At 59.9% G+C, this 25,934-nt stretch carries 24 protein-coding genes; 9 read left to right on the top strand and 15 right to left on the bottom strand.

Annotation, left to right across the window (positions count from 1 at the left end):
* Window positions 1–189 precede the first annotated feature (189 nt).
* The 6 genes from Q0Y02_RS07005 to Q0Y02_RS06980 all read left to right on the top strand — a co-directional run bounded on the left by Q0Y02_RS07005 (window position 190) and on the right by Q0Y02_RS06980 (window position 6,224).
* The gene (locus tag Q0Y02_RS07005) at window positions 190–1,218 is read left to right on the top strand and encodes a hypothetical protein (RefSeq protein ID WP_273009268.1); all 1,029 of its coding nucleotides are present in this window, start codon (window positions 190–192) and stop codon (window positions 1,216–1,218) included.
* Between the two features lie 64 nt (window positions 1,219–1,282).
* Entirely contained in the window at window positions 1,283–2,296 is a 1,014-nt protein-coding gene (locus Q0Y02_RS07000) for a putative solute-binding protein (protein WP_272975498.1), read from the top strand.
* Window positions 2,297–2,482: 186 nt separating this feature from the next.
* Window positions 2,483–4,813: a TRAP transporter large permease subunit gene (locus Q0Y02_RS06995; protein WP_272975499.1), complete on the top strand. Its 2,331-nt coding sequence runs from the start codon at window positions 2,483–2,485 to the stop codon at window positions 4,811–4,813.
* A 172-nt stretch (window positions 4,814–4,985) separates the two neighbouring features.
* A complete protein-coding gene (locus Q0Y02_RS06990) occupies window positions 4,986–5,138 on the top strand; it encodes a hypothetical protein (protein WP_156964860.1) in 153 nt (50 codons plus the stop codon).
* A gap of 5 nt (window positions 5,139–5,143) precedes the next feature.
* Window positions 5,144–5,506: a PilZ domain-containing protein gene (locus Q0Y02_RS06985; RefSeq protein ID WP_297766377.1), complete on the top strand. Its 363-nt coding sequence runs from the start codon at window positions 5,144–5,146 to the stop codon at window positions 5,504–5,506.
* The gene (locus Q0Y02_RS06980) at window positions 5,499–6,224 is read left to right on the top strand and encodes a class I SAM-dependent methyltransferase (protein ID WP_297766374.1); all 726 of its coding nucleotides are present in this window, start codon (window positions 5,499–5,501) and stop codon (window positions 6,222–6,224) included. The genes Q0Y02_RS06985 and Q0Y02_RS06980 overlap by 8 nt, the downstream gene beginning before the upstream one ends.
* Window positions 6,225–6,415: 191 nt before the next feature.
* On the opposite strand, the gene Q0Y02_RS06975 is transcribed toward Q0Y02_RS06980, so the two are convergent.
* The 5 genes from Q0Y02_RS06975 to rnd form a co-directional block, all read right to left on the bottom strand.
* Window positions 6,416–6,871, bottom strand: a complete 456-nt coding sequence (locus tag Q0Y02_RS06975; protein WP_272962191.1) for an HIT family protein — start codon at window positions 6,869–6,871, stop codon at window positions 6,416–6,418.
* Complete coding sequence (locus Q0Y02_RS06970) at window positions 6,868–7,215, bottom strand: hypothetical protein (protein WP_297766371.1); 348 nt, start codon at window positions 7,213–7,215, stop codon at window positions 6,868–6,870. Before Q0Y02_RS06970 ends, Q0Y02_RS06975 begins: the two co-directional genes overlap by 4 nt.
* Window positions 7,216–7,281: 66 nt before the next feature.
* Window positions 7,282–7,734: a YcgN family cysteine cluster protein gene (locus tag Q0Y02_RS06965; RefSeq protein WP_297766368.1), complete on the bottom strand. Its 453-nt coding sequence runs from the start codon at window positions 7,732–7,734 to the stop codon at window positions 7,282–7,284.
* The gene (locus Q0Y02_RS06960; protein WP_272962194.1) at window positions 7,727–8,032 is read right to left on the bottom strand and encodes a YcgL domain-containing protein; all 306 of its coding nucleotides are present in this window, start codon (window positions 8,030–8,032) and stop codon (window positions 7,727–7,729) included. The genes Q0Y02_RS06965 and Q0Y02_RS06960 overlap by 8 nt, the downstream gene beginning before the upstream one ends.
* Window positions 8,032–9,105 carry a ribonuclease D gene (gene rnd / locus Q0Y02_RS06955; RefSeq protein WP_297766363.1) on the bottom strand — a complete coding sequence of 358 codons (1,074 nt, stop codon included), beginning with the start codon at window positions 9,103–9,105 and terminating at the stop codon, window positions 8,032–8,034. The genes Q0Y02_RS06960 and rnd overlap by 1 nt, the downstream gene beginning before the upstream one ends.
* 236 nt (window positions 9,106–9,341) lie before the next feature.
* On the opposite strand from rnd, the gene gpmA reads away from it, so the two are divergent.
* A complete protein-coding gene (gene gpmA / locus Q0Y02_RS06950) occupies window positions 9,342–10,088 on the top strand; it encodes a 2,3-diphosphoglycerate-dependent phosphoglycerate mutase (protein WP_272975507.1) in 747 nt (248 codons plus the stop codon).
* A gap of 248 nt (window positions 10,089–10,336) precedes the next feature.
* Here the strand turns inward: gpmA and Q0Y02_RS06945 are convergent, their stop codons facing one another.
* The 6 genes from Q0Y02_RS06945 to Q0Y02_RS06920 are packed head-to-tail and all read right to left on the bottom strand — an operon-like array spanning window position 10,337 to window position 19,231.
* The gene (locus tag Q0Y02_RS06945) at window positions 10,337–13,618 is read right to left on the bottom strand and encodes an efflux RND transporter permease subunit (protein WP_297766358.1); all 3,282 of its coding nucleotides are present in this window, start codon (window positions 13,616–13,618) and stop codon (window positions 10,337–10,339) included.
* Entirely contained in the window at window positions 13,615–14,778 is a 1,164-nt protein-coding gene (locus Q0Y02_RS06940) for an efflux RND transporter periplasmic adaptor subunit (protein WP_297766355.1), read from the bottom strand. The genes Q0Y02_RS06945 and Q0Y02_RS06940 overlap by 4 nt, the downstream gene beginning before the upstream one ends.
* On the bottom strand, window positions 14,775–15,734 hold the full coding sequence (locus tag Q0Y02_RS06935) for a hypothetical protein (RefSeq protein ID WP_297766352.1): 960 nt from the start codon (window positions 15,732–15,734) through the stop codon (window positions 14,775–14,777). The genes Q0Y02_RS06940 and Q0Y02_RS06935 overlap by 4 nt, the downstream gene beginning before the upstream one ends.
* A complete protein-coding gene (locus Q0Y02_RS06930; protein WP_297766349.1) occupies window positions 15,731–16,822 on the bottom strand; it encodes a hypothetical protein in 1,092 nt (363 codons plus the stop codon). Before Q0Y02_RS06930 ends, Q0Y02_RS06935 begins: the two co-directional genes overlap by 4 nt.
* Window positions 16,819–18,444, bottom strand: a complete 1,626-nt coding sequence (locus tag Q0Y02_RS06925; protein ID WP_297766344.1) for a GH3 auxin-responsive promoter family protein — start codon at window positions 18,442–18,444, stop codon at window positions 16,819–16,821. The genes Q0Y02_RS06930 and Q0Y02_RS06925 overlap by 4 nt, the downstream gene beginning before the upstream one ends.
* A 13-nt stretch (window positions 18,445–18,457) precedes the next feature.
* A complete protein-coding gene (locus tag Q0Y02_RS06920) occupies window positions 18,458–19,231 on the bottom strand; it encodes a hypothetical protein (protein ID WP_297766341.1) in 774 nt (257 codons plus the stop codon).
* 192 nt (window positions 19,232–19,423) lie between these two features.
* Between Q0Y02_RS06920 and Q0Y02_RS06915 the strand changes: the two genes are divergently transcribed.
* The gene (locus Q0Y02_RS06915; protein WP_297766338.1) at window positions 19,424–20,446 is read left to right on the top strand and encodes an AraC family transcriptional regulator; all 1,023 of its coding nucleotides are present in this window, start codon (window positions 19,424–19,426) and stop codon (window positions 20,444–20,446) included.
* 125 nt (window positions 20,447–20,571) lie between these two features.
* Entirely contained in the window at window positions 20,572–21,564 is a 993-nt protein-coding gene (locus Q0Y02_RS06910; RefSeq protein ID WP_297766336.1) for a putative solute-binding protein, read from the top strand.
* Window positions 21,565–21,711: 147 nt separating this feature from the next.
* Here Q0Y02_RS06910 and Q0Y02_RS06905 read toward each other — a convergent pair whose 3' ends face one another.
* From Q0Y02_RS06905 to dnaX, 4 genes are all read right to left on the bottom strand, one after another.
* A complete protein-coding gene (locus Q0Y02_RS06905) occupies window positions 21,712–22,854 on the bottom strand; it encodes an acyl-CoA dehydrogenase family protein (protein WP_297766333.1) in 1,143 nt (380 codons plus the stop codon).
* A 176-nt stretch (window positions 22,855–23,030) separates the two neighbouring features.
* Window positions 23,031–23,630, bottom strand: coding sequence for a recombination mediator RecR (gene recR / locus Q0Y02_RS06900; RefSeq protein ID WP_297766330.1), 600 nt, complete (start codon window positions 23,628–23,630; stop codon window positions 23,031–23,033).
* 12 nt (window positions 23,631–23,642) lie between these two features.
* A complete protein-coding gene (locus tag Q0Y02_RS06895) occupies window positions 23,643–23,960 on the bottom strand; it encodes a YbaB/EbfC family nucleoid-associated protein (RefSeq protein ID WP_272961727.1) in 318 nt (105 codons plus the stop codon).
* A gap of 28 nt (window positions 23,961–23,988) precedes the next feature.
* Window positions 23,989–25,854: a DNA polymerase III subunit gamma/tau gene (gene dnaX, locus Q0Y02_RS06890; RefSeq protein WP_297766327.1), complete on the bottom strand. Its 1,866-nt coding sequence runs from the start codon at window positions 25,852–25,854 to the stop codon at window positions 23,989–23,991.
* Between the last annotated feature and the right edge of the window lie 80 nt (window positions 25,855–25,934).

Below are 25,934 nucleotides of genomic sequence, written 5' to 3'. Positions count from 1 at the left end.
TATGGTCGGTCATAATAAAGTCTTACTTTCCTGGTGGGTGCGCTGCACAACGTAACGTATTCCATCATAAAGCAAATTTATTGTTTGTAATTGCTTGCAGGCTTTTTTGTAATTGCCGCTTGTGCCAATAGACGGACTTTCGTACCTTTGAATCCGCTAATTCGAGAACAATAACTAAGGAGCTTTAGAATGGGTTCTCTGACCTTGACAAAAATGCTACGACATTCCCGTCTGGCCCTGGTAGGGGGCGCCATCCTGGCTCTGCAAGGCTGTGGCGTCATCTACAAGACAACCGGGGACGTGCTGATCAGCTTCGGCCGCTCCGAAATGCTTCCCTACATGCTCACGTTTGATGATGTACGCATGGCCTGTGTCACCGGCGAAGCCCAGACTCCGCTGCTGATGGCCTTTGAACGCGTCGGTTCTCACCCCGAGAAGCTGGGTGCCATGGTCTTCACCACGGCCGCCACCTGTGCCGAACAGATCGCCATCGATGCCGAGTTGCGCTACATGCGTGCGGTGAAGGATGGCAATGTGAACGAAGCCCAGGACGCCCGCATCGAGCAGAAGCGCTGGTCTGCGGTTGCAGCACAGCGACAGTATACCGCCTACCAGAACATGCTCACCGCCTTTGGTGAACAGAAAGAAGGCGAATGTCCCAAGCTGAAAACCGATTTCGACGAACTGGTATGGATGGTCGGCAATATCTCCGGTGTCCAGGCCCTGCTCAATGATGGCGCATCCGATGGCGCCGTGGGTGTACCCCGCGATCTGGCTGCCAAGGTTGAGCGAAACATGAAGTGCCTGGAGAACGACAAGTGGTGGGGTGTGCCACGCGGTGCCCGTGCTGCTGTCTGGAACCTGTTGCCGATGCTGGCTCCGCCCAATGCCGAGCCATGGAAAGAACTGGAAGCGTCCGCCAAAGCCGGCTTTGACGGTGGCGTTCGTCTGGGCAGTGCCCTGTATGCCATGAGCGCCTTCAGCAAAGGCGATGACGAACGTATGCGCAAAGCCATTCGTGACTTTGCCGCCAACGACCAAAACCTGGACCCGGAATATGCCATGATGGATGCCATTGCCGGCTTCATCGTTACTGGCATCTCCGACCGGGAATGGACAGAAAATACCGGTAAGCGCACCCCTATTGGTGGTCTCGGTAGTTTCTGGGATGACGCCGCCAAGTCTGGACCGGCGATCAATATTGACGATTTGCTGTAAGCCTGTTTGCGGCCCCGGTTGGGGCCGCTTTGAATTAGATTAAGAAGTAACCAGGAGACAAGCCATGCGCTATTTGAAGGCGTTTACCACTGCAGCCACTGCTGCACTTGCATTGACATTCAGCCCTGCCCAAGCCGCTGAAGAGCGGACCATGTGTGTGTTTGACATCATCGGCGCCAACGGTGACATCTATAACATCATGAAGGATTACAAGACCGCAGCCCTCGGCTGGGGTGTTGACCTGGAGCTGAAGCCCTACACTGACGAGAAAATCGCCTCCGAGGATCTGAAAGCTGGCCAGTGTGATGCTGCCGTGCTCACCGGTATCCGTGGCCGCCAATTCAATAACTACACCGGCAGCCTGGACTCCATCGGTGCCATCCCCTCCTATGACGCCATGCGAACCGTCATAACCGTGCTGGCCAGCGGCAACCCGTCCATCAATGAGAAACTGGTTTCCGGTCCCTACGAAGTGGGCGGCATTGCTCCCATGGGTGCCGCCTACCTGTTTGTGAAAGATCGCACCATCGACACGGTGAGCGAACTGTCAGGCAAATCCATCGCCGTACTGGAATACGACAGCGCCCAGGCCAGCATGGCGTCCCGTGTTGGCATGTCTCCGGTAATGTCTGACATCACCAACTTCTCCGGCCGTTTCAACAACGGCTCTGTGGACATCTGCTTTGCCCCCATTGCTGCCTACTCCGCGCTGGAATTGTACAAGGGCATGCAGCCGGACGGCGGCATGATCGACTACGTGCTTGGCCAGCTGACCGCCCAGGTGATCCTGAAGAAAGACCGGTTCCCGGACGGTTTTGCAAACAGCTCCCGTAAGTACATGCTCGGCCAGTTCGACCGTGCCATGACCGTCATTGAGAACGCCAACAACGAAGTCGACAAGAAGTGGTGGATTCGCATCCCCGAGGCCGACAAGCTGCGTTATGACGAAATGATGCGCGAAGCCCGTATTGCACTGACCAATGATGGCGTTTACAGCAAGGACATGATGTCCCTGCTACGCAAGGTGCGCTGCAAGGAAGAGCCTTCCCGCGCGGAATGCGTTAATCCGGTCGAGTAAGCCTATAAAGATTCAAGCGGGGTCTCGCGGCCCCGTTTTCCCTAGCAACCTACTTCTGTCACCCGGCCTGCGTCTGCCGGGTAGTCAAGGTGTTTACACTGTCCTGGAATGCGGCAAAAGGCTTTGAGGGCCCATGGGTTGCCTCTTCCCCCAATCCAAGACGGTATAACAATAACCGGGTGCACAATGGACAAACCTTCTTCTATGAAAGTGGCGAACCGTTCCGTCGGTGAATGGTTGTCATCGCTACCAACCCTGATTCTCCTGTTGCTGACGGTATTTCTCGCGTCAGGGGAAGTCATTCACTCTCAATTGCTGAAAATTGGTGAAAATACCTGGGAAGGCTACTTCCAGTTACGGGGTGCTGGCATTCTCCAGGAGCCGACCTGTAATCCAGACGCCAATATTGATGAACAGCTGGAAAAAGCCATCATCAGAAAGAAACAACAGATGGCAGATGACCCTCTTGCCGGCATGTTCGGCACCGAGGTCAATGAAGACGCCCTGCGTACTTCGCTGGAATCCTCGCAGCAGATTTGCCGCGAGAAATGGGCCACCTACACCATGGTGCAGGAGAAAGTGACCCCTGGGGTCATTGCATTCCGGACCCTGGAAGGCGGTGTGGCCAAGATCGTGACCACGCTAGGCCACTACAAGCGACTGCTGCTCTGTATTCTGGTGATTATCTGTGCTGCCACAGCCACCCTGACACGTCACCATATTTCCCTGCGTCCGGCACAGACCCGCAAGGACCATTTCGTTTCCAGTCTTGGCCAGCTTTCCGCCAATGTGATGTTGCTGATGTCTGCCTGGATTTACCGTGGCGAAGAAGTCAGCGCCATGGCCGACGGGGTTCAGGTCAACCACTTCTATCTTCACCAGTTCTGGATCGCCGGTTTCGCGTTGCTGTCCCTGGCCGCGCTCTGGCAGTTGGTCAAGCCCCCCAAGGATCTGGAAGAAGGCGGTAGCTGGGGCAAAGCCCTGCTGACCATTCCGCTGTACAGCTTCATGTGTATCACCGCAGGCATCCAGTTCGTCAGCCAGGGCTATTACCACGGTATCAGTGTCTACCTGGGCATGATGATGGAACTGTCCACCCTGTTCCTGAGCCTGGCTCTGTACATCTGGATCGGTATGATGCTGCGCCAGACCAAGATGGCCCATCTGGTGTTTGATGTACTGCGTCCGTGGAAAATGTCCCCGGAACTGATGTGCTTTGTGGTACTCGCCGTTACTGCGATTCCTACCGCCTTTACCGGCGCCTCCGGTATCTTCGTTATTGCTGCCGGTGCCACTATCTACAACGAGCTGATCCGTGCCGGCGCCCGCAAGCAGCTGGCTCTTGCTGCCACTGCCATGTCAGGTTCCATGGGTGTGGTACTGCGTCCCTGTCTGCTGGTGGTCATCATTGCCGCCCTGAACAACTCCGTAACCACGGACGAACTGTTCACCTCAGGCTTGAAGATCTTCGGCCTGTCGCTGCTGCTGTTCTTCATCTACAGCCAGTTTGCGCGGACCGAAGCGGCCCGAATTGCCCCCTTCTCCGAAGCCGTGCCGGCCAGCATCAAGCGCCTGGTTCCACTGCTGCCCTATGTGATCATCATGGGTACGGTGCTGGTGTTCTTCCGGGACCTGCTGGATACCGAGCTTAACGAAAACTATGCACCAATCATCCTGCCGGTAATGCTGCTTTCCATTCTCATCTACGAGAAATTGAGCACTAAATCCCTGCATTTGTTTACTGTGGTACTGGTTCCTCTCCTGGCGTACTCCATGTACAACCTGGTAGGCATCAATGCGATGCTGGAAGCTGGCAATATTCCCACCGGCACCTCCGCCGAGGATCTGGAGTCCCTGTTCTGGGGGCTGTTGTGGCGCAACCTGTTCCTCGGGGGTGCGGTATTGCTGCAGTACTTCATGAAAAAGCCGCATATCGACACCCATTACGAACCAGAGAAAGGGGTTGGCGAAAAACTGGAGACCTCTCTGCGTTTTGCCACCAACGAGACCACCGGCCATATTGGTGCCCTGCTGATGCTGATGGCACTGTCCGTAAGCGTAGGCGGCATCATCGAGCGCTCCGGTGTCATGGAGAACCTGCCGGAAACCTTCGCCAACGTCTGGCTGGCCATGACCCTGCTGGTAGTGACCATGGTGATCATCGGCATGATCATGGACCCCTACGGGGCGGTGATCCTGGTGAATGCCACCATTGCACAGATAGCCTTCGACAACGGCATTGCGCCGCTGCACTTCTGGATGATTACCCTGGTAGCCTTTGAGCTGGGTTATCTGTCACCACCGGTGGCACTCAACCACTTGCTGACGAGACAGGTAGTCGGCGAAGCCGAGGTAGAATCGGCCAAGCTGAAGGAAGGCAGCTTCTTCCGTCGCTATGAGAAGTTCCTGCTTCCCATCGCGGTGATGCTGACAGCGCTGCTGCTGGTATCTTATCTACCGTTGATGTCCGATTCGGTGCATGAGTACATGTTCCAGAAGATCGAGATTGGCGGCTAAATTCCGCGCTCATCTCAACCCACCAAAGAAGGAGCCTCAGGGCTCCTTCTTTTTTGTCTGCCATTCGGCCGACAATCCCGCACTCAGGCAGCCGCCTGATTCGATACCAGTTTCCTATCGTCCGCGGATAGCTGATACTGTAAAGTATCGGGATAAATCAGGGAGATGGCTGATGAGCAAAACGCAGGAGACCCGCACTCCACGGGAAACCGAACCCTTGCCGAAAACGGTTAAACCCGCTCTGCTGTTCCTGCTGTTCCTGGCAGGGGTGGTCGCCACCATGGCGATTGCCGCCTATGCCGTCGACAGAATGATTTACGGATAAATCCTATGGCAACGGCAATGGACAATCGTCGCTTCCCTCGCACTTCGCGTGAAGAAAACCTGGCGCTGACGCTGCTTCCCAGCCAGTCAGGGTCGCTGGATCCCGCTGATCGTCTGTATCTGACCACAAACGATGTCTCGCTGGCGGGCATCAGCATTGAACTACCGGCCCCGATCAAGCCCAATACCGATGTGGAGCTATGGGTGGCCCTGCTCGAAGAGCACGGCACTTACCATCTCTACGGCACTGTCGCCTGGTGTGCGGCTCCGGAAGGCCAGCTCATGGCGGGTATTGCTCTGGACCTGGAACGGGCGGATGGCCGACTGTGGGCTGCCCACTTCGATGACGACGGTTTCTTCAGTGACTGAATCGCTGTTTCAGCGCGGCAGTCAGTACCAGCAGTTTCGCCCCACCTACCCTCCTTCTCTTTTCCAGTGGCTGAGCAATCAGAGCACAGGCCATCATCTTGCACTGGATCTGGGCTGCGGCAGCGGTCAAGCCAGCCGGGGCCTGGAGCCCTGGTTCCGGCAGGTGCTAGGTGCCGACATCAGCCATGAGCAGTTGCTGGCAGCCCCTGCCTCGCGCAGCCACTATCTGCTTAGTATGGCCCATCGATTACCGCTGGCAGACGCCAGCCTGGACCTGATTACCGTCGCCCAGGCCTACCACTGGTTTGATCAGGCTGCCTTTCACGCTGAAGCGCAACGCACCTTGTGCCCCGGCGGCATGCTGGCACTGATCAGTTACGGGGTCTGTGAGGTGACAGGACTGGGAAGCATGATCCAGGATTTTCACGACGGCCCGCTGGCGCCCTGGTGGCCGCCTGAAAGGGCCCAAGTGGTGGCCGGCTACCCGGATGCCAGCCTGCCCTGGCCCACACTGCCCTACCCCGGCGACGCCATTACCCGCAACTGGACGGCTAGCGACATGCTCGGCTATCTGGACACCTGGTCCGCCCTGGTCCAGGCCGCCCGGACCGGGGAGCATCCGCTGGACGACTTCGCACCAACGCTCAGGCAAGCCTGGGGGGACGGGCTGCGCACGGTACACTGGCCATTACGGGTACGTGCCTGGCGCAAACAGTGAACAGTGAACAGTGAACAGTGAACAGTGAACAGTGAACAGTGAACAGTCTCAGGCTGCGATCTGAGGAACACTATCAAGTCTTTTGTTGTTCTTTTCCAAAAACAGGCCGCGCCCAAAGGCTGCGCGCGGCCTTTTGCGTTCCAGATCAAAAACACCGCCAACTCGCGACGCTGTTAACTATTCACTGTTAACTATTTAGCGGCTTCCGGAAAATGCTCCGCCAGCAGGCCAGCCAGGCGATCCAGTCTTTTGCGGCGGCGGGCCAGGCCGAAGACGTTGAGCAGTCGGGTAGCCCAGGTGAAGGCGGTCGCCAGGGTGTCGCCACCGCGCCGGGGGATCACGTGCACATGAACGTGGGGCACGTGTTGATTGGCTTCACGACCATCATTGACCACCACGTTATGGGCTCTCACCGCCAATCCGGCCTTTTTCTGGGCCACGATGGTACGCCGTGCCAAGTCCATCAGATGGTGCGTCAAGGGGCTATCCAGTTGTTCCAGCAAGGGCGCATGGGTCTTGGGAATCACCAGGCAATGGGCTTCGCGGATCGGAAACAGATCCAGAATCACCATGGCCCGGTCATCCTCGTAGACCACACTGGCAGGCAGCTTGCCGTCGCGGATCTGACAGAAAATGCAGTCGCTCATTGCTCAGCGGCCCCGACGTTGTGCTTGCGCCGCTGACGCCACAGTTCCAGCGCCGCCACGATCAGGGCCACCACCAGCATGGCCAGCAGCGGGCCTCCAGCACGCCACAGGCTCACATCTTCCTGGGCCAACCCGTCGAACAGTGTCACCACCCAGGCCGGCGCCCATTCATCATGCTGCGGTGATACCGACCAGGGGGTCAGTAGCAGCGCTGTCAGCAGGATACGCAACGGCACCTTGGCCCACACGGCCAGCGGCCGGGTCAGCCACCACCAGACGAAGAGCACACCCAGACAGCCCAACAAGTACGCCAACCAGCCCCACATATACGCTTGTGTTGTCACAATGACTCCCATCCGGTTCAGGTATCAGAGATAAAGCAGGCCGCACTGAGCCCAGATTAAAGCCGTCTACTCTATCCAGTGAATAATATGCTCTTCCCAATCGTCTTCGTGCACAAGCTGCTCGGAGACCACTCGCCCGGCCACGCTGATTCCCGCCTGCCTGACCGTTCCCGCATCCCCACTGATCAGCGGATGCCACGCGGGTAATGGCTGCCCGTGGGCACGCAGTCGGTAGGCGCAAGTGGACGGTAACCAGGCGGTGTTCCGTGCCACTGCTTCGGTGACCTGGATACAATCGGGCACCTTGCTAAAGCGATTATCGTACACCCGGCACTGGCATTTTTGGCTATCCAGATAACGACAGGCCAGGTTCGTGAAGGCCAGCTCGCCACTGTCCTCATCCTGCAACTTCACCAGACAGCAACGGCCACAGCCGTCACACAGGGCTTCCCACTCCGGTTTCGACAACTCCCCCAGAGGCAGTTCCCAGAAACGTTCACGCAGGCCCTTCTCAGGCATCCGGCCCTGCCGGTTTGTCAGGATGGCCATCGGCCATGAACATGTCTTCATCCGGTGGCGGCGGCATTTGCAGGTAAAACCCCTTGATGCGGATGTCGTCCATGACTTTGGCGACCTCGGCCCGGGCCAACGGCCGGTCCGGGCTGAGAATCATGTCGCTCACATGCACCGGTTTGCCAAACTGCTTCAACAGCACCTCGGGCAGGTCTCCGGTTCCCTTCTGCCGATCCACATACAGGTACATGCCAGCCTTGCGGCGGCTTTTATAGATCGAGCAGAACAGCTTGCCCTTCAACATCAAAGCAACTCCAGTAAGGGCCTGGTGACAATCTCATGGCGCCAGCCAGTGAGTGGCTCGGGCACCTGATCCGGGTGGCGGATCAAGGACTCCAGCCAGCGACGGCGCATCAGTACATCCGGCTTCATGTTCATGGACTCGGCAATCTCACCGACCCGTTTACGCAGGATCTTGGCCAGTTTTTTCTGGTGAGCATCCGGCGGCCCCGGCAAGGGTTCCGGCGGCGTGCCGCGTCGGCCCTCTGCCAGCAATTCCAGAATGGTATCACCATCGCGGCGAACCACCTTGGGATGCAGACCCAGCTCCGAAAACAAACCACGGTCGCTGCGGCTGGAGCGGGCCAGATCCAGTAGCTGGGCATCCTTGAGCACAAAGCCCTTGGGCAGATCCCGCTCCCGGGCCATGCGATCCCGCCAGGGGGTCAACACCGCCAGCACCGCCAGCGCCTGACCCTGTAGCAGGCCGGCGCCTTTCACATTGCGCCAGGCCTTTTCCGGCGCGGTTACCGCCTGGGCCTGGGCCAGCAGCCGCTCGCATTCTTCCCGCCACCAGCTTTCACGGCCCAGGTTTACCAACCGGCCCCGGAGGATGTCGGTCACCTCGGGCAGGTATTTCACATCATCCTCGGCATAGAGCAACTGCTCCTGGCTGAGCGGTCGCTTGAGCCAGTTGGTGCGGGTAGCCCCCTTGGGCAAGTCCACTCCGAGCAGCATCTGCACCACCCTCTGGTAACCCAGCTGCATGTCCTCGCCGGTGAGGGCGGCAGCGATCTGGGTATCTTCGATGGCCGCCGGGTAGTCACCGCTGAACGCCGCGATGGCCTCCAGATCCTCGGAGCAGGCATGCATCACCAGGGTGTGCTGCTGAAACATAGGCGCCAGATCCGGGCCGCTCGCCTTGGTGGTATCGATCAGCCGGATCTGCTCACCATCGTGAACCTGCACCAGGGCCAGTTGCGGCCAGAAGGTGCGCTCGCGCATGAATTCGGTGTCCAGATAGAGAGGCGTTGTCGCCGCCAACCCGGAGCGCCAGGAGGTGATGTCGTCGCTGTTGTCACACCAGAGATAAGCCATGAAGTCGCCTGAGTCTGAATTGGCGACGATTATACGGGCTCAGGGCGGCACATTTCAGCAACGCAGGCCGCCGATATGGGATTTATCCGCGAGTCGACCAGATAACCGCCTGAAGACAGTGTGAAAAATTGCACTCAGCGGATCGAATTCCAGCGAAATATCCCGGCTCACGCTCAATTTCCCGGCGCTTTTCTGCTACGCTTTGCGCCGCACTGAAAACCGCACAGGAATAACCCATGAGCACGAAACTGGTACTGGTCCGCCATGGCCAAAGCGTTTGGAACAAGGAAAACCGTTTCACCGGCTGGAAAGACGTGGATCTCACTGATCAGGGCCGCGAGGAAGCCCGCAAGGCCGGCGAATTGCTGAAGGAAGCAGGCTTTGAGTTCGATGTGGCTTACACCTCCGTGCTCAAGCGCGCCATCCGCACCCTGTGGTCCATCCTCGATAACATGGATCAGATGTGGATTCCGGTGATCCGCGATTACCGTCTCAATGAACGCCACTACGGTGCCCTGCAGGGTCTCAACAAGGCAGAAACCGCCGCCAAGTACGGCGACGATCAGGTGCATATCTGGCGCCGCAGCTACGACACCCCGCCGCCGAAGATGGAGCGCGACGACGAACGCTACGCCGGCAACTTCCGGGTCTACCAGGGCCTCAGCGAGAACGAGATCCCCCTGTCCGAAAGTCTCAAGGACACCGTGGATCGCTTCGTGCCCTACTTCGAAAGCGAGATCAAGCCGCAGGTCGAAGCCGGCAAACAGGTACTGATCTGCGCCCACGGCAACAGCCTGCGCGCACTGGTTAAGTACCTGGGCGACATTTCCGACGAGGAAATCGTCAAGCTCAACATCCCCACCGGCGTGCCGATGGTCTACGAGCTGGATGACAACCTGAAGCCAATCAAGAACTACTACCTGGGCGACGCCGAGGAAGTGGCCAAGGCAGCCGAAGCTGTGGCCAATCAGGGCAAGGCATAAGCAAGACGCTGACGGCCTGACGCAAAAGCCCGACCCGGGAAACCGGGTCGGGCTTTTTTGTGGACAACCATCCATGCAGGAACGGAGCGTAGCGAAGTAACGCATGTAGTTCCGTGCGGCCCGAAGGGTTAGCGTAGCGAATAACCCAGCCTGCTGGCGAAAAAGTCACGAGGTACGAGTCACGAGTTTCGAAAACCGGGGTTCGCTCCTCGTAACTCGTCACTCGCGATTCTGAGCATCGCTGGCTCCTACGGGTGTTCTGTCGCGTCGCTGGTAGCTCCATGATCCTGCCGACCGGCCTCCCAGGCGGAACGCAGGACGGCATCCTGGTAAGGGTTGGTGGTAACCCACCAGGCCGTCATGCGGCCCCGCTCATAGGCCATGTCCACGCTGTCGTCCTCCGCAGCCTCCGGCGCCCGCCAGCGGGCCAGGCCGCGCTGGATCAGGGTGCGTGCATCATGGCTCACCACCAGCAGGCAGGGCACCAGCAGCAGGCTGACCAGAGTGGCAAACAACACGCCGAACGCCAGCGATACCGCCATGGGAATCAGGAAGCGGGCCTGGACACTGGTTTCCAGCATCAACGGCGCCACCCCGGCGAAGGTGGTGATGGAGGTCAGCATCACCGGTCGCAGACGGCCACTGACCCCTTCGATCACCGCATCACGCAGGCGCATGCCGTGGGCACGGAAGCTGTTGACCGCATCGATCAGCACCAGGTTGTCATTGACCACCACCCCGCTCACCGCAATCACCCCCACCAGAGACCACAGCGTCAGGCTGTAGCCCAGCAGGAAGTGGCCCATGAAGGCGCCCACCATGCCGAAGGGAATCGCCGCCATCACCAGCAGCGGCTGGCCGTAGCCGCCGAACAGTATCGTGAGCAGGAAGAAGATGGCCGCCAGAGCAATCAGGTAGCTGATCGACAAATGATCGAGGAAATCCTGGATCGCCGCCTGCTTGCCAGCCACGGTCCAGCCGGCCTGTTCATCCGCCGTCTGCATGGGCGCCAGCACCTGTTCGCGCAACGCCGTCATAACCTGGGCGGGCGAGGTCACATGTTCATCCACGAAGGCACTGACGGTGGCACTGCGGCGGCCATCGTAATGACTGATCATGGCCGGTACCTGGCGACGATCCAGATCTGCCACTGCCGCCAGCACGGTGATTTCCCCATCCGGCAGCTGCACCGGCAGGCGTTCCAGGTCGCTGATACGGCGGCTGTCGCCGCTGGCCAGGCGCAGCATCACCGGCACCTCCTGGTCCTGTTCGAACCAGCGGTCCAGCTCGATGCCGTGGAAGGCATTGCGGATCTGTGAGCCAAGCTGTTCTTCGCGCAGGCCCGCCAGCTTGCCCTCCTCGCGCAGGCCGATATCCACAATGGTGCGCCGCGCATGCAGGTTGTTGGCCACCTCGTGAACCCCTTCCATGCGCGACAGGGCCAGCGCCGTCTGCTCACTCAACCGTTGCAGGGTGGCCAGGTCCGGGTGGAACAGGTTGACGTGAATGTCCGGCTTCACCTGCATCAGACTGGCGTGGAATTTTACCGACAGGGCATCGGCGATCGGCCCATGCTGGTCGCGCCACAGGCTGGCCAGCTCCCGGGGCGGCAGGGCACTGGTATCGCCACCAATGGCCAGGGTCACCCGCACCCGGAAACGGGCACCCGGATCGCGGGCATTGGAGGTTTTCTGGCGTACCCCCTGCTCGGCAAACACCGCGTCCACGGTCACCGGCTGATCGTCGCCCTGCAACTGCGCAGACAGCTTGCGGGCAGAGCCCTCCAGAGCCTGCACTTCACGCAGCAGCCGCGCCTCGCCGGTACCCTGCGGAAACACCACTTCCGCCATCACCCTATCCCCCTCCACCCGGGAGAACAGCACCATGGTCAGCCAGCCGCTGTTGACCAGGGCGCAGCAGAAAATAAACAGCCCCACGAAAACCACCACCAGCACATAGCGCCAACGTAGCGCGCGGCGCAGCAATGGCCGGGCGCGGTGTTCCAGCCAGCGGTCCAACCCGGCGTTGATACGGGTGGAGAGTTGCTCGGACTTGCGCCAGATGCCCCGGGCCGGGCGGTCATAGCTGAGGTGCGAGGGCAGAATCCAGAGGGACTCCACCAGCGACAGCACCAGAATGGCCATAGAAACGATGGGGATTACGCGCATCAAGGCCCCTTCCGGGCCGGGCAGAAACAACAGCGGCGCAAAGGCAAACAGGGTCGTGAGCACCGCAAACAGGATCGGCCTCGATACCCGCTGGGCGCCGGCGATGGCCGCTTCCTGGCCACTCATGCCGCCCTGTCTACGTTGCTGATCGATGCTTTCACCGACGATCACCGCATCGTCCACCACGATGCCCAGCACCAAAATAAAGGCGAACAGGGAAATAGTATTGAAGGATTCGCCCAGTACCGGCAGCAAGGCACAGGCGCCCAGCATGCACACCGGAATCCCCAGCGCCACCCAGCCCGCCAGGCGCAGGGTGAGAAACACCCCCAGCATCAGGGTCAGCAGCACCAGCCCCTGCAGGGCATTGCGCCACAGCAGGTGGGAGCGTTCGCGGAACTGGGCGGCGTCATCGGTCCACACCCGCAGGGCCACGCCACGGGGCAGCTCCGCCTCCTGCAGATAGCCGCTCACGGCCCCGGCCACGTCCAGCACGTTCTGGTCGCCCACCCGGTAGACATCCAGGGCCACCGCCGGCTGCCCGTCCAGCCAGGCAGCCTGACTGTCCCGGGAGAAACCGTCCTCGATATGCGCCACATCCCCCAGCCGCAGCAGGTCGCCTTGCTCCGACTGGCGGATCACCAGCTGCTCGTAGGCGGTGGCGTCTCCCGGCTGCTGGCCGGTCTGCAACAGCCAATCACCCCGGTCGCTGCGCAACAGCCCTCCGGCGATACGCTCCACGCTCTCGCTGGCCGCAGCGGCCATGCCTTCCAGAGTGAGCTGATAGCGGTAGAGATCATCCCGCGCCACGGTCAGCGCCATTTCCCGCTCCGGCAGGTTCTCGATATCCACGCTGGATACCGCCTCATGATTGAGCAGCTGCCTGCGCACATTGTGAGCGAGCTGATAGATATCCTGGCGCGACAGGCTGCCGCTGAGCAGCAAGCGCACCACCCGGTTACGCACGATCAGCTCCTGCACCCGGGGCCGCTCGGCGTCGCGGGGCAAGGTGTCCAGCCCTTCCAGGCGGGTACGGATCTGCTCCAGCACGGCGCGGGTATCATGGCCCTTGAGCACATCCAGTTGCACCGAGCACAACCCCTCGCGGGCTTCGCTGATCAGCTCGGAGCCCCCTTCCACATCGTCGATGGCGGTTTCCACCGGCGTGCAGACCATGGCTTCCACGCTTTCCGGGGTGGCCTGGGGCCAGGCCACGTAGATGCCGATGCGATCCAGCGGCACGTTGGGCAAAGTTTCCTGGCGGGTGTGGGGGATGGCCATCAACCCTGCCAGCAGCAGGGTGATCATCAGCAGGTTGGCTACTGCGCCGTTACGGGCGAACCAGGCAATACTGCGATTCACAGGGTTGTCTCAGTGACAGAACGGTCCGCCAGCCCACTGGCAGGAACGCGGGGATCGATACGCATGCCTTCCAGCAGTTGCAGATCACCGGCCAGTACCACCCGTGACGACGCTGTCACTCCATCGTGCAGGTAGAGGTAGTCGTCATCGTGATGCAGCACTGCCACCGACTGACGACGCAAGCGCTTGTGCTTATCCAGTACCCAGACCGTATTTTCGCCGGCCTGAGCCGCCCGGGGCAGCATCGCCACGTTGCGCGTCGGCGCTCCACGCAACTCCGCCTGCACCAGCACGCCAGGCTCAAGGGGGAGGCCGTCTTGCGAATTGGTGACCTGGACGATCAGATGCATCATGCGGTTCTTGTTCAGGCCGCCCTCACGCCGCACCACCGTGCCCTGCCACTGGCCATCGCGGCCGGCAAAGCGGCCGCGCAGGGTAACGTTGACCCGCCGCAGGGTCGTTTCATCGCCGGGCATGATGCCAAGCAGAGCCAGCCATTCATCGCGCACCGGCAGACGCACTTCCACCATGTCTTCCTGATATAACCGCGCCAGCACACTGCCGGCCTGAATTTGCTGACCGGCCATCACCTGAACGGCTTTGAGCCGCCCGCTGATGGGCGCCACCAGCTCGGTCTGTTCCTGGTTACGCTGGGCCTGGCGCAACCCGGCACGGGCGGAAGCAAGCCGGCTGTTGGCTTCGTCCAGTTGCGGCTCGAAACGGCCCAGTGCGGAAGACCGTTTGGAGGACCCGGACACCCGCGCTCGCGCCCGGGTTTCTTCCAGGTGCAGGCGCGCGGCGTGGACCGCGTTCTGCTGGGCGGTGACTTCCAGGGCAAAGGGCTCCGGGTCCAGTTTCAGCAGTACCTCGCCAGCAGTGACCCGCCCGCCGTCCGCCAGCAGCGGCGATACTTCCTGCACCCGGCCGGAGACTTCCAGACTCAGGGGTAATTCGTGACGAGCGCGAACCAGGCCCTGACTGTGCACCGGGATCACCACGTCTTTCCATTCCACTTGCCAGGTATCTAGCGCGAGTATGGTGTCTTCCGTTTTCAGGGTGGGGGTAGCCGGTGGCACCAGATAGAGCGCGATCACCGCCAGCCCCATGGCCAAGGACGCTAGCAGGGCCACCAACGCACGCAGACTGAGAATCCGTTTCATGCCGTCACTCCCAGCCCTTCAACCCAGCGTTGCAGGCATTGCTCGGCCACCGCCTGTGATGCCCCCAGGGAGGGGTGCAGCTTCAGCGCCAGATTGAGGCTGCCGTTGACGATCATCATGCCATTAGCCACCGGGTGATTGGGGCTGCCCGGACCGCAGCAAACGAACACCGTATCCGGAGGCAAGCCGCCAGAAACAAAATCGATTTGCCAGTCTCCCAGGTTGGAAAAGGACCCCGCGTGTTGGGGGCCGTTGAGCAGGCGACCACACAACCAATCCACCCCCCTCTGACCGATCACCCGGCCAATGCGGGCCAGGTGCCAGTAGCGCCAGTGAATATTGGCTTTCAGGTAGCTGCGGATAGTGCGATCCAGCTGCTCTGGCGTGTCATCCCGATCCACGGTCAGATAAAAGGCGCTGGACAGGTTCATCCCCGGCCGCCCCATGGGCACTACCCCGCGCATATTCACCGGGAAACACCAGCTCACCGGACCGGGGCCCGTCATCAGGGTCTCCGCCACGGCACGATGCAGAGCCAGCAACAGCAGGCTGTTGAGCGACACTCGCTTGGCGTCGGCACGCTGCCGTAACCCTCGGGTCTGCTGCGGGCTCAGCCACTGCACCAGTGGCTCATCCGGCTGTTCCTGCAGAGACGCGTCAAAAGCACGCCATTGTGGCGATTGTGGCAGACGTTGCTCTGGCCGTGACTGCCAGCGCCGCCAAAACGAGGGCGCCCGTGTCTGACGGCTGAGGGGCATGGTTGGCTGACGAACCCCCATACGCTTGAGGGACTCGGCGATACCCCCCACGCCATCATGGTCTCGATGGCGCAGCGCAACGGTATGGCGCTTGCCGGTACCCGGCGTGATGAAGATAAACTCGATACGATCATCAATACCGAGCCGGGCGCGGGCCCGATACCACATGCCGATGTAGTCTGTTGCGCTGGCACTCACAGGCGAGCGACCTCCACATAGGGCAGGCGCCCGTCGAGCTGGTCTCGCGGATCGCCGTCATAGCTCACCAGAAAATGGTCGCTGAGCAACAGCCTGCGACGGTAACTCGCTGGCACCCGGGCCAGCGGGTCCTGGGCAAAAAAACCACATACCAGTGCATCATAGTGACCATGGAAGCGGCTGATGGCATCGTCCAGCAACAGCCGGAGCAGCTCCGGGCGATTGTCCTCCACCACCAGGCTGTGCAGAGTCAGGTAGGACAGCACACCGCCCGGTGCCGGCAATTTCATACCGCCACGCAGCAGGCTGTGGGTGTTGTAAAGATGGCGCATGACACCCATGCCGCGGGCATAGGCCAGGACTCGTGTCTGCTTGATACCCTGCTGATCCCAGAACCCCATCAGCCCCTTGAGCGTTCCACCAATCCACAAGCCGATAAAGTTGCTCGGGCTGAGCCCGTAGCAATAGGCATCACCCCGCACGCGAGACACATCCCAATAGGGGAAAAACTGTTTCTGGGCGCCTTGATAGCGCAGCAGCTGGGAAATAGCATCCAGGTCTGTCTCACCAGTCTGGCGAATGACCACATCGTCAGGCAGTTTGCGGGGGCGAGCCCGGGTATAAAGCATGCTGGTTTCAATGGTGCCCGACGGATAATAAGTGGGCAGCCCGGCTCGACCACTGGCCACCGTGGACAGGGACGCCATGTTGTCGCGCAACACCGTGGTCTGCATCCACTCACCGTCCGCCAGTTGCTTGCGCAATTGGCGAAACAGCCGGTGCAGAATCATGCCGTCGCGACAGTGTGGTGCAATACGCAAATCGTGGGCGTAACGCACCGGCTTCGCCTGCCCGTTTACCCACACATTGCGCCAGCCTACATTGTAGACCGCGCCGATCGAGCCCTGGCCCTCACGGGGCTCCGCCACCCAGACATCCGGCTCTTCACAGGTCACCCGGGCGCCACGAAAGTAGTCCGGATTACGTTCGAAATTCAGGGTGACTGCACCGGGCTGAGGCGTGCCCTGCAACAGCGACAGGATAGCGCCGTTATCTTCCTGCCGGGCCTGGCGTATGCGGTAACTCACAGCACTGCCTCCCCGACTGCCCGAGCCGATGCCTGCGAGTGGCGAAGCCATACCGGCAACTCTCCGGGCCAGTACTGCAGGGACTCCATCTTGATGTTGCCTTCGATCATGCCCCGCTCGCGGCACTGCTGAAGGTAACGCTCGCGCATGTCCGGGTGAATGACGCAACGCAGCGGTGCCAGCTGTTCCAGATTGCGGGCCAGCTGGTAATGAAAGTGTTGCTGCAGGGCACTGTCGAGGGCAGTTGCCACTTTTGCACTTTCCGCGCTCTCCCCTTCCAGCAACAGCACATAACCGGGAATACCCTCACCGGCATCCTCCACTGCCACCGTGCACACAGGCAGGGTTTTTACCGGCAAGGCGATACTGGCAAGCGCGGCATCCAGCGCCGCCGCGGTGAGTTTTTCACCGACCATGTCCGTGGTACCAGCACGCCCCAGGAAGGTCAGCGCAGGAATCCCCCCCGGCATGCCATCAACACGGACCAGATCTTTCAGGCGATAGCGCAGCAGGCCACTACCGGTACTGAGCAAGGGCATCACCTGCTGCCCCTGCTCCAGTTCCCAGGGCGCATAGATGGTGCCATCGGACGGGTCCTGAAATTCATACACATGGCTGCGATAGGCCAGCGCGTGTTGCCCCTGATAGGGAATGGTGACCACCCCTTCGGTAGCCCACAGCCCCTTGCCCTGGAACGCCGCCTGCGGCAACAGGGCGTGCAGCTGCCGGGCCCAGGGCCCGGACGCAGCAGTATCCCAGGCACTGACCAGCGCCAGTGACGGCCACAATGTCATAAAGAAATCCGCACTCAGGCGGCCATCCCACTGACGCAGTAGTTCCGCCCCCCGGGTGGATCGGGGGCAGGACTGGGTATTGCTGCCCAGCATGCGGTTGCCCCAGGAGCCGGTCGCCAACACCTCGGCCAATTCCTCACGCCACGTGGCCATGGACTTGAGCAAGCCCAAACCGAAAGTGGGGCTCCAGATGGACATCATGGACAAGGAAGAATCACTGATCAGATAGGCCAGCGTGGCAAAAAGGGAATCCTCGGACGTGCGCGCCAGAGACACATCCTGGGGTACTGCCTGGGTAGCACCAGCCAACAACCGCTTTCCCATGGACATGAGCTGAATATCGTCGTTGATATCCTCCCGCATGTTGTCCCGCAGCGAGGTCGGCACCCAGGACATGGACCAGTAGTGACGGCCCTGCCTGAGCCTGGGGAACTGACGGTACAGGTCCACGATCCAGGGGCTGATGGCGTTATCCAGTTCCGAGAGAAAATGGCGGGTATAGGGAATCCACTTGATCGCCGAAGTGGATCCGCTGGTGGGCTGATAGCGAACCACAGGAGACTGTATCAGGGCATTGCCACCAGACTCGCGAGCACGATCAACCGGGTTACGCCAGTGCTCGTAGTCGCTGACCGGTACGCGCTCGGCAAAGGTCTCCCAGTGCCAGTCTGCCGTTATGCCCTGGCGCTGCCCGACCTCACAGGCTGCCACCTTGCGCAGCAGCAACGCCAGTTTTCGCCTTTGCACGCTTTCCAGATGTGCCCGCCCGGCGGCAAAGCGCCGCTCCCCCGGCCAGGCGGCCATTTTGAGCAAACGATGTCCGAACATGGTTACCCCGGTTTTATTCGCAGGCTACAGCTGCAATTTGCGTTTTTGTTTTTCTTCGTTGTTTACGCCACAGAGAGAACGGGTAACTGAACAGCAGGGAAAAGTTGATTTCCCCGATACAAGGCAATTCGGTACCCCGGTTCCAGGTAGGATTACGTTTTTCGAAAAATTGAATCTTTTCATTTGCCTGGCGCATTTCTGCGGTAATGTTTGCCACATCGGATTTCAAGTGAGTATAACCCTCACCGAAATCCAGCAGTTTTTTCTCTTCACAGTAGTAATCGGCAAACAAGCGCTCACAGTAGGAATCCACTAGAGGCGCAAGCTGGTCACTCTTTCCTTCCGGATGCGGGTAGTAATTGTGGAAGTTATTCGCCATCAACAAATAGGTTTTATAGCCTTTTGATATCAGCAACCAGAAAAGGGGGCGAAAAGGATGACGCAACTTCTCACGAATCATGCGAAAGAAAAAAGTCACCTGCAGAGCCCGGCTACCCCAGTATTTTTCTTCGATGATGGTATCGCCACTAAAGACGCCTTTTACCTGGCGGCCGGCCACATTCATGTCCAGGGTTTTCAGGGTAGAGAAACCAACCACGCGCTTGGTCGGTTTTTCCTCCACCAGGATCACGCCACTTTTTTCCACCATGTCCCGACAAAAAATATCCAGACTTATATTTTCGTAGTACCCCGAATAAATCTCATACATTCTTCGCATGATCGGAACTGATACTTTGGAAAGGGGTAGATAACGAGCTTTAAGGGTTTCTGTTTTTTCCCTTTGCATTTTTCTGCTCCATGATTATTTTTATGCACAAAAAAGCGGGGCTCATCATCTCCATGGAAGGTGACCGACTTAATAGTTAAAGCGGCCATTTTTTTGTTAAAAAGGGCAAGCAGTATTTAAAACCGGCAAGATAGCCAGCCTAATGAGAGCTTCATCACAAGCATAACAACAACTGCATCAGGCATAATAAAAATGAAAAACGACGGAATGGCACTCGACGTTCCTCTCATCTCAGTCCGTTATGCCCGCCGCTTTTTGCGGTTTGTACAAAAACATGGAATTAATGGCACGGTAGTGCTCGAAGGATCTGGCATTGATGGTCATATGCTCGACAATCCGGACGCTTATCTTTCCATGCGGCAGGTGCAACATCTGCTACACAACGGCAACCGTCTACTCAACGATCACACCGCACCGTTTCGTTTCGGTCAGGAGCTGGACCTGCAAGGTCATGGGCTGTTCGGATTTGCGCTGTTGCGACAACAGGATTACCGCAAGCTGGTGAACATGGTGGTGCAGTATCTACGGGTATCGCTACCACTGATGGATATGGAAATTCACTGCACTGGCGAACTGATTTCCATCCGCCTGCATGACAACTGGGACCTGAAAAAACTAAAACCCATGGTGGCCAAGATCTACATGGGCAGCATCCATGCACTGGCATCACTGGTCTGTCGAACGTTCACGTTCGAATTTGATTTTGCCTGCCCCGGCAACAGTCTCGCCTGGCAGCGGCTGGCCGACGGTGTAGAGGTAAAGTTCAACCGGCCACATAACCAGGTATTGATGCCGCTATCGGGGCGTCAGGCCAAGGATGACGATGCCAGCGTAGCCACCTACCTGGCCGCCGCCCGCTCCCGGGAACAGATCCAGGGCGATAACAGCCTGAAGGTGGTCATCAAGGTGCGCCACGAAATCATGAACGGCCCGGGCCGTGACAGCACCCTGGAGCGGGTGGCTCAGAAACTGGGCATGAGCCCGCGATCAGTACGGCGTCATCTGGGTCTGGCCGGTTTTGCCTTCAGCGGCATCCGCAATGACATCCGCGAAACTTTCGCAAGCCGCTATCTGCTGGAAACGGACATGCCACTGGAAAAGATCGCCGACCAGCTCGGTTACAGTGATCAGGCCAGCTTCAGCAAGGCCTACCGCAGCTGGACCGGACGTACCCCGGGGGAAGTCCGTCGTGCCAGTCGCCCTGACCGTAACTGATGGAAATTGACCTAATCGCTCCAGGGGCAGGCGCTTGGGTTTTTCCATTTCCCCATCATTCCCACTAGTATCAAGGGCACCATGCTGCACACCTTCATACCAGCAATAACAAGCAGGATAGATCCATGAAGAAGTTGATTATCGCCGTCACTACGGCCTTTGCCCTCACCGCTTCGCTGGCCGCCCAGGCCGAATCCATCAAACGCAAAATCTGTGTCTTTGATATCGTCGGCAACGTGGGTCCGGTAATGGGTGCCATGAAAGACTGGCAGACTGCCGCCCTGGGCTGGGGACTGGAAGTGGAGCTGATTCCCCATACCAACGAAGCCATTGCTGCTGAAGATCTCAAGGCCGGCGTCTGTGATGCTGCCCTGATCACGGGTATCCGCGGTCGTAACTTCAACAAGTACGCCGGCACCATCGATTCCATCGGCGCCATTCCCTCCATGGAACACATGAACGTTGTCCTGAAAGTGCTGGCGCACCCGCAAACCGCCGACAAACTCTCCCAGGGGTCCTATCAAGTCATGGGCGTGGCCCCGGCCGGTGCAGCCTATGTCTTCGTGAACGACCGGGAAGTCAACTCCCTGGCCAAGGCGGCCGGCAAGCGTGTAGCAGTGCTGGAATATGATGAAACCCAGGCCATTCTGGTTTCCCAGGTTGGCGCCACCCCGGTGGGATCCGACATCACCAACTTCTCCACCAAGTTCAACAACGGCGTGGTCGATGTCATCGTCGCTCCACTGGTGGCCTATGATGCGCTGGAACTCTACAAGGGACTGAGCCCGGATGGCGGCATCATCGACTACCCGCTGGCCCAGCTAACCATTCAGTTGGTTGCCAAGAAGGACCGTTTCCCCGCCGAGATGGCACAGAAGTCCCGCGAGTATTTCTACAACAACCTGAACCGCATCACCGAGCAGCTGGACAAGGAGGCCGAAAAGGTCGACAAGCGCTGGTGGGTGCAGATCCCGGATGCCGACAAGAGTGAATACGAAGTGATGATGCAGGAAGCCCGCGACCAACTGCGCGAGCAAGGCTATTACGATCCGGACATGCTCGGCCTGCTGCGCAAGGTACGCTGCAAGATGGATCAGACACGGGCGGAGTGCACCTGACAGCTACAAGCTACAAGCTACAACGCGATTGAAGCTTGTTGGCGCTCTAAAGCAAAGAGGCCGCGCCCATAGATTGGACGCGGCCTCTTGCGTTTCAGAATACAAAACCCTTTACCGTGTTGCAGCTTGAAGCTTGGAGCTTGCCACTCAAAGCCCCAACTGCTTGGCGATCACCTCGTTCATGATCTCGTGGGTGCCACCGCCGATGGAGAGGATGCGGTTGTCGCGATACAGGCGTTCGACCACGGTACCGCGCATATAGCCGCTGCCGCCAAACAACTGGACCGCATCATAGGTCACCCGGTCGGCACAACGGGTAGCCACGTTCTTGGCCATGGACACATCCAGCACGCAGTTTTCGCCGGCGGCAATCTTGGCAGCCACCCGATAGGTGAACTCGGTGCTGGCTTTCACATCAGTGGCCATTTCCGCCAGCTTGTGACGAGTGACCTGGAACCCGGCCAGGGGACGACCAAAGGCTTCCCGCTCTTTCACGTACCGCATGGCCTCATCCAGCGCCAGTTGGGCTGTGCTGTTGGCGGTGACCGCCAGCACCAGACGCTCCATCTGGAAGTTGCTCATGATGCAGTAGAAGCCGCCGTTTTCCGGGCCGATCAGGTTTTCCGCCGGCACCCGGCAATCCTCGAAGAAAAGCTCGGCGGTGTCTGACGCCCACCACCCCATCTTCTTCAGCTTGCGGCCCACGGAAAAGCCCGGGGTACCCTTCTCAACCAGTAAAAGGCTGATACCGCCGTAGCCCTTGTCCCCGGTGCGCACTGCCACGGTGTAATAGTCCGCACGCACACCGCTGGTGATGAAAGTCTTGGCGCCGTTTACGACATAGTGGTCGCCATCGCGTACCGCGCGAGTGCGCAGGTTGGCCACATCGGAGCCGCCATTGGGTTCGGTAATGGCCAGGGCAGAGATCTTCTGTCCACCGATCACCTCCGGCACCACCTTCTGCTTCATGGCATCACTGCCCCACTTCCAGATCGGCGGCAGACCAATATCCAGGGAGCCCAGGCTGGCGCACAGGCCGCCGGACGAACACCGCACCAGCTCTTCGCAGGCGGCGATCTTCATGAACACATCTTCGCCGGTGCCACCGAGCTCTTCCGGGGCATTGATGCTCAGGATGCCGGCATCGGCGGCCTTGTTGTAAAGCTCGCGGGGAAATTCACCGGCTTCTTCCCAGTCATCCACATGGGGCAGGATTTCCCTTTCCACGAATTTGCGAACGGTTTCGCGCACCATCTGGTGGGTTTCATTGAAATAATCCAACGCGCTCACAGAGCCTCCTTTTTATTAGCTGACCTAGCGCTTGCTTGGTGGCTAACATAGCAGAGGGAAGCAGCAAGAGGCCAGAGGGGTATCTGGCGCTCTTCAGTGAGAAGCGATGCTTGGGTTAACCGGGTGGGCTTATTCGCGATGCAAGCATCGCTTCCCACAGAGGTCTGGTGCCGGTTTCACGCAAATGGACGACGACCGCGCAGGGCCTGCGCCAGGGTGGCGCCATCAACGAACTCCAGATCGCCGCCCATGGGCACGCCCTGGGCGATACGGCTGACGGTGATGCCGGCCTCCTGGGCCAGATCCAGCACATAGTGGGCGGTGGCTTCGCCCTCCACGGTGGTGCCGGTGGCCAGAATCAATTCATTGATCTCTCCCTGCTTCAAGCGCTGCTCCAGCACATCCAGCCCCAATTCCCGGGGACCAATACCATCCAGGGGAGACAATTCGCCCATCAGCACGAAGTACTGACCGCGGTATTCACCGGACTGCTCGAAGGCCAGCACATCCGCCGGGGTGGCAACGATACAGACCAGAGCGGAATCACGCTTGGGATCGCTGCACACCGGGCAGAGGTCCTCTTCCGCGTAATTGCGGCAGCGCTGACAGTGTTGCACGCCATCCATGGCCGCATGCAGGGCATCGCCGAGCCGGCGGCCCTCTTCCCGGCCACGGTCCAGCAGGGCATAGGCCATGCGTTGGGCGGAGCGGGGCCCGACGCCGGGCAGGCAGGTAAAGGCGTGAATCAACTGGTCAACCAGCGGCGCATGCTTCACAGACAGTGCCCCTTACGGCTTGAAGCCCGGCGGAAAGGGAAAACCGCCGGCCATGTTCTGCATGTTGTCCTGCTGCTGCTTTTCCACCCGACGCACGGCATCGTTAACAGCAGCGGCCAGCAGGTCTTCCAGCAGTTCCTTGTCCTCGCTCATCAGGGACGCATCAATGTCCACGCCCTTGACGTCGTGACGACCATTCATGGTCACCTTCACCAGGCCGGCACCGGATTCACCGGTGACTTCCGCATTGGCGGCCTCGTCCTGCATCTTTTTCATCTTCTCCTGCATGGCCTGAGCCTGTTGCATGAGAGAGTTGATATCGAAATCCATCATTGTCTCCACCCGGACTGACCGGGAGTTATTCCACTGTTTCTTTTGGCGTTACGCTGCCTTCGTCCAGCCGGCCATCAAAGGTGCTTACCAGCTGCTGCACCACCGGATCCTCATGCAGGGTTCGGGTGGCATCAACCAGCAGTTCCTGACGCCGGGCTTCGGCCATAGCTTCCGGGGTATCGCCGGCTCGGCGTTCGTAATCCACCTGGATCTGGATGCGCCGCTGGAAATAATTTTCCAGCGCACCACTCAACTCGTCCAGCCGTTCCCGGTTAACCAGTACCTCGTGCCCGGTGCTGATACGCAAGGTCCAGACCGTGTCTTCCCGGCTCACCAGCACTGCGTTGCGAGCGATATTGCGCACGGTGCCGTCCAGGTCCAGACGCAGCAGCAGAGCGGCCCACCAGGTGGCCACCTCGGATTCGCTGGTCGGTTCCTGCAGCGGCGCCAGCGGCGGCTCTTCTGCGGCGCTCTGCGTCGGCCGCTCTGCAACGGGTTCCGGCACCGGCTCCGCTGTGGGCTCCGGTTCAGGCTGGGGCGGCTCGGGCTCCGATGGAACGGGCTCAGGCGCCGTCTGCTGACTGGGCTCCTCACGACCTGGACGTTCCACCTGAGCCAGGGCGGCGGAGGTGGCGCCACCTTGAGGCACCGACTCCACAACCGGACTGGCAGCGGGCTGGGAAGTGGGCGGCGTTGGCGGCGCGGGGGCAGCAGCGGGCCGGTCCAGCAGGGCTCGCAAATCCGGTTTGCCGCCGGCTTGTGCCGACGGCGTCGCCGCTTCAGGCTTTTTTGCGCCGGCGTGTTCCCCCCGGGTCGGCAAGACCCCTTTGGGGGTAAACAGCACCATGCGCAGCAACAGCATTTCCAGCGCCGCGCGGCTGTCAGGGGCATCCTGAAGATCCCGACGGCCACGCACAGCCACATCGTAATAGAGCTGTACCTGCTCGGCGCTCAGCGCCGCCGCCAGCTGGGTAATGGTCTCGTCATGGCTGCCCGGCACCGCCTGACAGACTGCCAGCTGGTGCAGCTGACTGATCAACTCGTCCAGTAGTGCCAGTTCCCCGGGGCAATGCTCGCTGACGGTGGCCAGCGCCTGCAGCACACCGGCCGGTTCCTGTTCCGCCAGCGCCACCAGCAGGGTCAGCACATGGTTGCGATCCACGGTACCCAGCATGGCGTTCACCGCCTCACTGCTGAGTTGCTCGCTGCCGAAGGCAATGGCCTGATCGGTCAGGCTGAGCGCATCGCGCATGGACCCCTGGGCCGCCTTGCCCAGGGCCAGCAGGGCCGGCGCCTCGTAGCGGATCATTTCCTTGTCCAGCAGGGCCTGAAGATGGCCGGCGATCTGCTCCGCCGGCAACGCCTTGAGGCTGAACTGCAGACAGCGGGACAGCACCGTCACCGGCAGCTTTTGTGGATCGGTGGTGGCCAGCAGGAACTTCACATGGGGCGGCGGTTCTTCCAGGGTCTTTAGCAGCGCGTTGAAGGAATGCGCTGACAACATGTGCACCTCATCGATGAGGTAGACCTTGTAGCGGCCCCGGGTCGGCGCGTACTGCACGTTGTCGAGCAGCTCGCGGGTATCTTCCACCTTGGTACGGCTGGCCGCATCCACCTCGATGAGGTCCACGAAGCGGCCTTCGCCGATCTCTACACAGGTAGGGCAGACACCACAGGGACGGGCACTGACGCCCTGCTCGCAGTTCAGGCAACGGGACAGGATGCGGGCGATGGTGGTCTTGCCCACCCCGCGGGTGCCGGTGAACAGATAGGCATGGTGCAGGCGATCCTGGTCCAGCGCATGCATCAGGGCCCGCGAGACGTGCTCCTGCCCCACCAGCTCATCAAAAGTGCGGGGACGGTATTTCCGGGCAAGAACCTGATAACTCATAGCACTCCAACCAACAGGGATCGACACCGGTATTCGGCGGAAAAGAGGTGTCTCATGAAGGGCTTAATGCTAACGAAGTT

This window comes from uncultured Alcanivorax sp., assembly GCF_947258575.1.
Taxonomy (GTDB): domain Bacteria; phylum Pseudomonadota; class Gammaproteobacteria; order Pseudomonadales; family Alcanivoracaceae; genus Alcanivorax.
The sequence above is the reverse complement of the archived record's forward strand: the minus strand, read 5'-3'. Positions and strand labels throughout refer to the sequence as shown.